Annotated in this window: 10 protein-coding genes; 8 read left to right on the plus strand and 2 right to left on the minus strand. The window is 62.0% G+C overall.

The genetic code is table 11. From position 1 onward, the window contains the following. The first annotated feature begins 7 nt into the window (after nucleotides 1-7). The 7 genes from WMO66_RS04540 to WMO66_RS04570 all read left to right on the plus strand — a co-directional run bounded on the left by WMO66_RS04540 (nucleotide 8) and on the right by WMO66_RS04570 (nucleotide 6,990). A complete protein-coding gene (locus tag WMO66_RS04540; protein ID WP_349135197.1) occupies nucleotides 8-1,267 on the plus strand; it encodes a saccharopine dehydrogenase family protein in 1,260 nt (419 codons plus the stop codon). Continuing rightward, nucleotides 1,264-2,376: a carboxynorspermidine decarboxylase gene (gene nspC / locus WMO66_RS04545; RefSeq protein ID WP_349135198.1), complete on the plus strand. Its 1,113-nt coding sequence runs from the start codon at nucleotides 1,264-1,266 to the stop codon at nucleotides 2,374-2,376. Before WMO66_RS04540 ends, nspC begins: the two co-directional genes overlap by 4 nt. Nucleotides 2,377-2,416: 40 nt before the next feature. Continuing rightward, nucleotides 2,417-3,130 (plus strand): N-acetylmuramoyl-L-alanine amidase, encoded by a 714-nt coding sequence (locus WMO66_RS04550; protein ID WP_349135199.1) that lies wholly within the window; start codon nucleotides 2,417-2,419, stop codon nucleotides 3,128-3,130. Then, the gene (gene radA, locus WMO66_RS04555) at nucleotides 3,117-4,496 is read left to right on the plus strand and encodes a DNA repair protein RadA (RefSeq protein ID WP_349135200.1); all 1,380 of its coding nucleotides are present in this window, start codon (nucleotides 3,117-3,119) and stop codon (nucleotides 4,494-4,496) included. The genes WMO66_RS04550 and radA overlap by 14 nt, the downstream gene beginning before the upstream one ends. Before the next feature lie 181 nt (nucleotides 4,497-4,677). Next, the gene (locus WMO66_RS04560; protein WP_349135201.1) at nucleotides 4,678-5,688 is read left to right on the plus strand and encodes a sugar-transfer associated ATP-grasp domain-containing protein; all 1,011 of its coding nucleotides are present in this window, start codon (nucleotides 4,678-4,680) and stop codon (nucleotides 5,686-5,688) included. A 16-nt stretch (nucleotides 5,689-5,704) separates the two neighbouring features. Continuing rightward, nucleotides 5,705-6,412, plus strand: a complete 708-nt coding sequence (locus WMO66_RS04565; protein WP_349135202.1) for a coenzyme F420-0:L-glutamate ligase — start codon at nucleotides 5,705-5,707, stop codon at nucleotides 6,410-6,412. Between the two features lie 77 nt (nucleotides 6,413-6,489). Beyond that, complete coding sequence (locus WMO66_RS04570; protein WP_349135203.1) at nucleotides 6,490-6,990, plus strand: amidase domain-containing protein; 501 nt, start codon at nucleotides 6,490-6,492, stop codon at nucleotides 6,988-6,990. On the opposite strand, the gene WMO66_RS04575 is transcribed toward WMO66_RS04570, so the two are convergent. Both WMO66_RS04575 and WMO66_RS04580 read right to left on the minus strand, forming a co-directional pair. Beyond that, a complete protein-coding gene (locus tag WMO66_RS04575) occupies nucleotides 6,939-7,598 on the minus strand; it encodes an HAD family hydrolase (protein ID WP_349135204.1) in 660 nt (219 codons plus the stop codon). The two genes, WMO66_RS04570 and WMO66_RS04575, sit on opposite strands and share 52 nt — an antisense overlap. Next, nucleotides 7,576-8,583 (minus strand): tyrosine recombinase XerC, encoded by a 1,008-nt coding sequence (locus WMO66_RS04580; RefSeq protein ID WP_349135205.1) that lies wholly within the window; start codon nucleotides 8,581-8,583, stop codon nucleotides 7,576-7,578. Before WMO66_RS04580 ends, WMO66_RS04575 begins: the two co-directional genes overlap by 23 nt. Before the next feature lie 404 nt (nucleotides 8,584-8,987). On the opposite strand from WMO66_RS04580, the gene WMO66_RS04585 reads away from it, so the two are divergent. Next, nucleotides 8,988-9,218: a hypothetical protein gene (locus tag WMO66_RS04585; protein ID WP_349135208.1), complete on the plus strand. Its 231-nt coding sequence runs from the start codon at nucleotides 8,988-8,990 to the stop codon at nucleotides 9,216-9,218. Nucleotides 9,219-9,320 lie beyond the last annotated feature (102 nt).

Below are 9,320 nucleotides of genomic sequence, written 5' to 3' on the forward strand. Positions count from 1 at the left end.
GATCATTATGGCAAAATTACTGGTCATTGGCTGCGGCGGCGTTGCACAGGTCGCCATTCAGAAGTGCTGTCAGAATGACGGCCTGTTTACGGAGCTCGTGCTCGTCAGCCGCACAAAGGCGAAGTGCGACGCCCTCAAGGAAAAGCTCGCCGGGAAGACGAAGACCGTCATCTCCACGGCCGAGGTCGACGCCGATAACGTCGCCGCGCTGTGTGTGCTCATCCGCGACGTCCGCCCGGATGCCGTGCTGAATCTTGCCCTGCCGTATCAGGACCTTTCCGTGATGGAGGCCTGCCTCGAGTGCGGCGTGGACTATATCGACACCGCGAACTACGAGCCGGAGAACACCGACGATCCCGCATGGCGCGAGATCTACGAAAAGCGCTGCAAGGAGCTGGGCTTCTCCGCCTACTTTGACTATTCGTGGCAGTGGGCCTATGACGAGCGCTTCCGCAAGGCCGGTCTGACGGGCCTGCTCGGCACCGGCTTTGACCCGGGCGTCACGTCCGTGTTCGTCGCCTATGCCAAGAAGCACTATTTTGACGAGATCCACACCATCGACATCCTCGACTGCAACGGCGGCGACCACGGCTATCCCTTCGCCACGAACTTCAACCCGGAGGTCAACCTCCGCGAGGTCTCTGCGCCCGGCTCCTACTGGGAGGACGGCCATTGGATCGAGATTCCCGCCATGTCCATCCACCGCGAGTATGATTTCCCGCAGGTCGGCAGGAAGGACATGTACCTGCTGCACCACGAGGAGATCGAGGCGCTGGCCCGCAATCTGCCGGAGGTCAAGCGCATCCGCTTCTTCATGACATTCGGTCAGAGCTATCTGACGCATATGAAGTGCCTTGAGAACGTCGGCATGCTCTCGACGACGCCGGTCGAATTCAACGGCCAGCAGATCGTTCCCATCCAATTCCTCAAGACGCTGCTGCCGGACCCGGCCTCGCTCGGCCCGCGCACCGTCGGCAAGACGAACATCGGCTGTATTATCACCGGCGTCAAGGATGGCAAGGAGAAGACCATCTATATCTACAATGTCTGCGACCATCAGGAGTGCTATAAGGAGCTCGGCTGCCAGGCTGTTGCCTATACGACGGGCGTTCCGGCCATGATCGGCGCTGCCATGGTGCTCTCCGGGCAGTGGAGCAAGAAGGGCGTCTACACGACCGACGAGTTCGACCCCGATCCCTATATGCAGATGCTGAATGAATACGGCCTGCCCTGGGTCGTGGAGGAGAACCCCGAGACCGTCGCATGAACACGTCGTATTACCTGATCGACGAGGCCGCTCTGCGCCGGAACCTTGAAATTCTCCGCGGCGTGCGCGAGCGCACAGGCTGCAAAATTTTGCTGGCGCAGAAGGCGTTCTCCATGTTCGCCGTCTATCCGATCATCGCGGAATACCTCGACGGCGCGACGGCCAGCGGCCTTTTTGAGGCCCGGCTGGCGGCCGAGGAGCTGCAGGGTGAAAACCATGTGTTCTCCGCCGCCTACCGCGCCGAGGATATCCCGGAGCTGGCCCGCCTGTGCGACCATGTCGTGTTCAACTCCTGCGCCCAACTTCGCGCCTACGCGCCGCAGGTCCTCGCTGCCGGGAAGCAAGCCGGCCTGCGCATCAATCCCGAGTGCTCTACACAGGAGGGCCACGCGATCTATGACCCCTGCGGCGAGAAGTCCCGCCTCGGCGTTACCCGGGCGCAGTTCGACCCCGAGGTGCTGCCGCTGCTCAGCGGCCTGCACTTCCACACGCTCTGCGAGCAGGATTCCGATGCGCTGGAGACGACGCTGGACGCCGTCGAGGCACGCTTCGGCGAGTTTTTCCCCGGACTGCGCTGGCTGAACTTCGGCGGCGGGCACCACATCACCCGGCCGGGCTATGACATTCCGCGGCTCGAGCGCTGCATCGACCGCATCCAGCAGCGCTATGGGCTGCAGGTCTATCTGGAGCCGGGCGAGGCCGTCGCGCTGAACGCGGGCATCCTGCGCTGCACCGTGCTCGATATCGTCGAAAACGGCGGAAAGATCGCCATTCTGGATACGTCCGCCGCCTGCCATATGCCGGATGTGCTGGAGATGCCATACCGCCCGCCGCTGCGCGGCAGCGGCCTGCCGGGGGAAAAGGCCTATTCCTACCGCCTCGGCGGGCCGACGTGTCTGGCAGGGGACATCATCGGGGATTATTCCTTTGACCGTCCGCTGGCCGTCGGCGATGTGCTGGAATTCGGCGACATGGCCATTTATTCCATGGTGAAGAACAACACATTCAACGGCATGCCGCTCCCGTCCATCGCGCTTCGCACTTTGGACGGCACGGAGCGCTGCATCCGCAGCTTCGGCTACGAGGATTTCAAGCAGCGCCTGTCATAAATTTTCCGCACCCGCATAGAGTCGAATGGGGGTGTTCGGAATGAAGAACTGGATCAAAACCGCCGGGCTCTATGCGCTGGTCTGCGCGGCGGCGCTGCTGTCTGCGATGGCGCTCTCCCGTGTGGGGAGCGCCGTTGCCGTATTTTCCCGGGAAACCGGGACGACCGTCGTTGTGGATGCCGGGCACGGTGGAGAAGACGGCGGGACATTGTCGTGCACCGGCGTGCGGGAAAGCGGCCTCAATCTGGAGATCGCGCTGCGCGTGAACGACCTGTTTGCCCTCCTCGGGCAGAGGACGCGTATGCTGCGCACACAGGATGTATCGCTGCACGACACGGAAGCTGCGACGATCGCGGCGCGCAAGGCGTCCGATATCCGGGCGCGCGTCCGCCTGACGGAGGAAACGTCGAAGGCCGTGCTCCTGAGCATCCATCAGAATCATTTTCCGGAGTCAAAATACCGCGGCGCGCAGGTGTTTTATGCCGCCGCAGACGGCAGCCGCGCACTGGCGGAACGGCTGCAGACCTTACTTGGCACGCAGCTTGATCCGGACAATCACCGGGCCTGCAAAAAAGCGGGGGAGATCTACCTTCTGAAGCATGTGAGCTGCCCCGCCGTGCTCGTGGAGTGCGGTTTCCTGTCCAACCCGGCGGAGGAGGCCCTGCTGCGCACGCCGGAATATCAGAAGAAGCTTGCGGCAGTTCTGTGCTGCGGCATGCTGGAATTTCTGGAGGAACCCTATGAAAGCTGCTAAGACCGTTTTTCTCTGCTCGAACTGCGGCAACGAGACGCCGCGGTGGCAGGGCCGCTGCCCGTCCTGCGGGCAGTGGAACACGCTGGAGGAATATACCCCGCCGCAGGCCGCCGCGCCGTCCCGCAGCAGTCTCACTGGCCGAACGTCCGCCGCGCGCGGTGTCGGCGTGCAGCCGAAGCGCCTGAACGAGGTGACGAGCGGGGAGGAGCTGCGCTTCGGGACCGGCCTGTCCGAGCTGGACCGGGTGCTGGGCGGCGGCGCGGTGCGCGGGTCGCTCGTGCTCGTGAGCGGCGCACCGGGCATCGGCAAATCCACGCTGCTGCTGCAGATCTGTGCGCAGATCTGCCGGGAGCAGACGATCCTCTATGTCTCCGGCGAGGAGAGCGAGAACCAGCTCAAGCTCCGTGCCGAGCGCCTCGGCGTGCAGTCCGACGCGCTGTGGCTGCTGTGCGAGACGAGTCTGGATGAGATCCTGGCTGCGGCGGAGCGCATGCAGCCCGGCCTTCTCATCGTGGACTCCATCCAGACGCTCTACACGGAGGACAAGACGTCCTCGCCCGGCAGCATCGCGCAGGTCCGCGACTGCACGATGCGCCTGATGCAGTATTCCAAGCGCTGCGGCGTGACGGTGTTCGTCGTCGGCCACATCAACAAGGAGGGCGCGATCGCCGGGCCGAAGGTGCTCGAGCACATGGTCGACTGCGTTCTGTATTTCGAGGGCGAGGAGCACACGACCTACCGCCTGCTGCGCGCGGCGAAGAACCGCTTCGGCTCCACAAACGAGATCGGCGTGTTTGAAATGGACGACCGCGGCCTGCGCGAGGTCCCGAATCCCTCGGAGCTGCTGCTGGCCGGGCGGCCGCTCGGCACGCCGGGCACCTGCGTCGCCTGCGTGATGGAGGGCACGCGCCCGGTCCTTGCCGAGGTGCAGGCGCTCGTATGTCAGACGACCTACAACATGCCGCGCCGCACGAGCAACGGCTATGACTATAACCGCGCCGCCATGCTGCTGGCCGTGCTGGAAAAGCGCGGCGGCCTGCGGTTCGGCTCGGCGGACGTCTACCTGAATGTCATCGGCGGACTGCGGCTGGACGAGCCTGCGGCCGATCTGGCCATCGCCATCGCCGTCGCCTCCGCCGCGCTGGACAAGCCTGCGCCCGATACGCTCGCCGCCATCGGCGAGGTCGGCCTGACCGGTGAGATCCGTGCCGTCAACCAGCTCAATCAGCGCCTGTCCGAGCTGCACCGGCTCGGCTTCACGCGCTGCCTCATCCCACGCAGCGGCACGCAGAGCCTGCACGCGCCGGAGGGGCTGGAGCTGCTGCGGGTGCGCAATATCCGCGAGGCCATGGCTGTCGCGCTCTGAGCAGAGTCGAATATGCCTGCATTCGCTCCGGCGGGTCCGTCCTGCCGGAGCGATATTTTTGGGCAAAAACGCCGGGATATGCGCCGGGGCAGCCGGGAAACCGTCAAAATAACAGTAGATTTTTTCTGAGAATTATTGTATGATATTGCTTTGGAAAGAATACTGACGGGAGGGGAATCATATGCCCGGGATCAAATATATCACCCGCGTGCTGCGCGGCGTCCGCTTTGAAAAGCTGAACTACGTCATGGGCGTTGTCAAGCAGAAGAGCGGCCACAGCAAGGTGCGCACATTCTGCGACATTCTCTGGTGCGCGGCGCGCTACGGCGCAGGGTACTATGACTATGTGATGTTCGGCTTCTACGACATGAACGGCAAGCAGCGCGACACCTATCTGACGCGCGTGCGCAACAAAAAGGTCTGCGAGCTGATGAATCAGCCCGGCTATGGTGATGAGTTCGATGATAAGCTCCGCTTCAATGTCCGCTTTGCCGATTTCCTCGGCCGCCGGACGCTGAATGCCGCCGCGGCAACGCCGGACGAGCTGTCCGCATTCCTGCAGGGGCTCGACTGCTTCTTCGCCAAGCCGAGCCGCGGCACCTGCGGCAACGGCATCGAAAAGCTCCGCACGGCGGACTGGCCGGATGCGGAGAAGCTGCTGGCTTATCTGAAGGAAAAGGGCCTCGACGTGCTGGAGGAGCCGCTTGCGCAGCATCCGGATATGGCGAAGCTGCACCCGCAATCCGTCAACACCATGCGCATCGTCACGGACCGTGTCGGCGACACCGTACACATTGCCTATATCGTGCTGAAGATCGGCAGGGGAGACGGCTTCTGCGACAACTCCGGGCAGGGCGGCGTCATCTGTCGCGTGGACGAGAAGACCGGTAAGATCTGCTCCGTCGCAACGGACGATTATTTCAACGTCTACGAGACGCATCCGGACACCGGCATTCGCTTCGAGGGCTATCAGCTCCCGATGGTGCAGGAGGCCGTGGCTTTTGCCAGGAAGGCCGCGCTCGTTGTGCCGCAGATCTGCCACGTCGGCTGGGATGTTGCCGTCACGCCGGACGGCCCCGTGCTCATCGAGGGCAACGATTACCCCGGAACGGATCTGTGCCAGCTTGCGCCGCACTATCCGGAGAAGCAGGGCCTCTGGCCGTATTACAAGGAAATTCTGAATATCAAATAAATAGGGAGCATTCGTCATGGAACAAGAGCTGCACCCCAATGCGGGGAAAAACGACATCATTGAGGTCGACGGCGTGCGCTATCAGCGCCTGCCCATCAAGACCCACCTGATCACGGATAAGGACAACATCCTCGACGTGGCCGAGAAGTACGGCAAGCCCGTGCTGTCCAAGCCCGGCGACGTGCTGTTCATCTCGGAAAAGTGCGTGGCCTGCACGCAGCGCCGCGCCATTCCGCTTGCGGACATCAAGCCGCGCAAGCTGGCCTATAAGCTCAGCGCCCATGTCACCAAGACGCCGCACGGCATCGGCCTCGGCATGCCCGAGACGATGGAAATGGCCCTGCGCGAGGTCGGCTCGCTGCGCATCCTGTTTGCGGCCGCCATCTCTGTCATCGGCAAGAAGATCTTCCGCAAGAAGGGCTGGTTCTACGCCGTGGCCGGTTACCGCGCCCGCTCCATCGACGGCCCGTGCCACAACACGATCCCGCCGTACAACCACTATGTCGTCCTCGGTCCGCTGAAGCCGGATCAGGTCGCAAAGGACATTGCTGCGCGCGTCGGCTATGACGTCGCCATCGTCGATATCAACGACCTCGAGGGCCAGATCCTCGGCGCTTCCTCCAAGGCCGTGAACAAGAAGCTCTATGCCCGCATTCTGAAGGACAATCCGCTCGGTCAGGATGACCAGCAGACCCCGATGGGCATCATCCGCCGCGTGGACTGATCTCCCGCCTGCACGAAAAACAGCTCCGGCACATAGACTGTGTCGGAGCTGAAATTATGCGTGCGGAGGGGATCGGAATGGACTTTTCCCGGGAAAGGGCGCAGGCCTATGCGCACCGCTGGGCCTTTGGGCGGAATCCGGAGTATCTCGCCTTTGACCGGCTCGGCGGAGATTGCACGAGCTTCGTTTCGCAGTGCCTGCTGGCAGGCGGCGCGTCGGAGGACCCGACGCCGCTGTGGGGCTGGTATTACCGCTCCGGGAACGACAAGGCGCCTGCCTGGAGCGGCGTCGAGCCGTTCTGGCGCTTTTTCACGCGCCCGGACCGTGAAGACGGCCTGCGCGGCGTAGAATGCGGCCCGGAAGATCTGCAGCCGGGCGACATCATTCAGCTCAGCTTCGACGGGCGGCGTTATGCGCACTGCCTGCTCGTTGTGGGAACGGGGCGGCAAATTCTCGTCTGCGCCCACGATGAGGACAGCGATTTCCGCCCATTATCCACCTACGAGCGGCAGAAGACCCGCTTCCTTCACTGGATGCTGCCGTCCAGCAGCGCCTTGCCGAGCGCCTCCGGTGAGTGATAGATCGTCTGCGCCCCGGCTGCGCGCAGCTCGGCCTCCGTGCGGAAGCCCCAGCCGACCGTGGCGCAGGGGAGACCGGAATTCCTCGCAGTCTGCAGATCGACCTCGGAGTCGCCGAGATAGATCGCATCGTCCGCCGTGCTGCCGAGCCGCTGCAGTGCCGCGAGGACCATATCCGGCGCAGGCTTTTTGGAACAGGCAGGAGATTCGCCGACCGCAACGTCGATGATGCCGTCAAAATACAGCGTGCGGATGAGCTGCACGGCCGGATCGGCCTTGTTTGAGACGATGGCCATGCGGAAGCCCGCCTGCTGCAGGCGCTGCAGCAGCTCCGGAATGCCGGGATAGGGGACGGTCTTGTTGTGATAGTTTTCGCAGTAGTGCGCCTTCATGCACGCCAGCGCGCGCTCGATCTCGGCCTCGGAGCTGCCCTGCGGTACGGCGCGGGTCAGCAGCATTTTCAGACCATTTCCGACAAACCGCCGGACCTCCTCCAGCGAGCGCTTCGGATAGCCATAGGTCCGCAGCGCAAAATTCGTGCTGTCTCGCAGGTCCTCCAGCGTGTTCAGCAGCGTGCCGTCGAGGTCAAATAACAGGGTCTTTCTCATGATGTGTCTCCTTTGGAGCCGGACGCGAGAGGGGATTGGCCTCTGCAGCGATCTTCAGCTCGGTATTTTCGATGTGGGTGTAAATCTCCGTCGTGTTCAGGTGCTCATGACCGAGCACCTCCTGCACCGTTCTGAGGTCCACGCCGTTTGCGACCATCAGCGTGGCGGCGGTGTGGCGCAGCTTGTGCGCGGAGTATTGCTCCGGGTCCAGCCCGGCCGCCAGCATGTGCTTTTTGACCAGACGGTGCACGGCCGTCACGCTCAGGCGCTTGTGGTCACGGGAGCCGAACAGCGCCCGATCGTCATCCAGAACGATTTTGTTGCGTTCGGGAAGGTAGGTGTCCAGCGCCTCACGCGTCGTTTCGCCGAAATAGACGAAACGCTCCTTGTTTCCTTTGCCTGTTACGCGAATTCGATCGTTGTATACGTCATTTCGATTCAGACCGACCAGCTCCGCGCGGCGGATGCCGCAGTTCAGAAACAGCAGCAGGATCGCATAGTCGCGTGCCCGGTTCGGCCCGTCGACCGCAGCGAGCAGGCGGCGGCTTTCCTCGAGCGTCAGATACTTCGGCAGGGCGCGGCGCATACGCGGGTACTCGATGTCCTGCGCGGGATTCTCGTCAAGCAGCTTCGTGCGGGTGGTCAGATATTTGAAAAACGACTTGATGGCCGAAAGCTTCCGCGCGCGTGCCGACGCACCGAGGCCGGAGCCGTCCTGCGTCCTGCGTTCGCGAGCCAGATAGCTCAGGAAGTCGAAGATATCGTTCGTTGTCACGCTTCGCAGAAATTCGACATCGACGTGCCGGACGGAGATCGTCTCCAGATCGGTGTCGATCGGCATTTCGCTGCGCATGAGCACAAGGAACCGCAGGAACATCCGCAGGTCCAGATGATATTCGTCGATGGTCTTGGGCGACTGGCCCTTGATGGTCTCGTGGTACGCCAGAAATTGCCGCAGGATCTCCGGAGTATCCGGATCGATCATAATAACACCTCCAAACAGGCGCCGGGACCGGAAAACCGGCATCCGGCTTTGTACGCCTCTATTATAGCACATCTCTATTCTAAACGCAACAAAATTTTTATTTTGTTGCGTTCGTTCATTTCAACTGTTCGCGAGAATTCGGGACAGCATTCCGGCCGCCTCCGGTTGCTGCCGCTCTCCCTTCCGGCTGCGGGATCGTGCCCGCTGCGGCGTGAGCCTGAGCAATTCCGGAATCCGTTCGACCGGCTATCCGCAAGCTCGCAGGCCTCTCCATGAGCGCCCGATTTGTGCTTGGGGCTTGACGCCCGAACCGCGCTCTGGTATACTATAGTTGCAGACAATCGCATGGTTCCCGAGGAATTGGACCTCGGGTTCCCAGCGCGGTCTGACGGGAGGTCTTCGGAATGCGAATACTGATTTGCGCCATTCGGGTTGCAGGTATTCCGCTTATAGCCGGAGGCCTCCTTCTTTTGCATCGCAGATGCCCCGGCGATGGCCGGACCGGTATCTGCGTTCTTTTTATGTATTATATGCAGGAATTATATTCAATTTCAAGTTTTGATTTGGCGGGAAATGGTAAAAAATCCCCGGATTCCCCTGCCGATTTCTTTCGTTTCTCCGTTTCAAGGTCTTGACGCCCGCTGCAGGTTCTGATATATTTTTGTCAAACCGGTATCTTGTGAGTGACTTTAGCTCCTCGTTGTGGTATACTGTGTCTGTGTAGGACTTGAGGTCCA

It is taken from the genome of Faecousia intestinalis (assembly GCF_040096185.1).
Lineage (GTDB): Bacteria > Bacillota > Clostridia > Oscillospirales > Oscillospiraceae > JAZOXB01.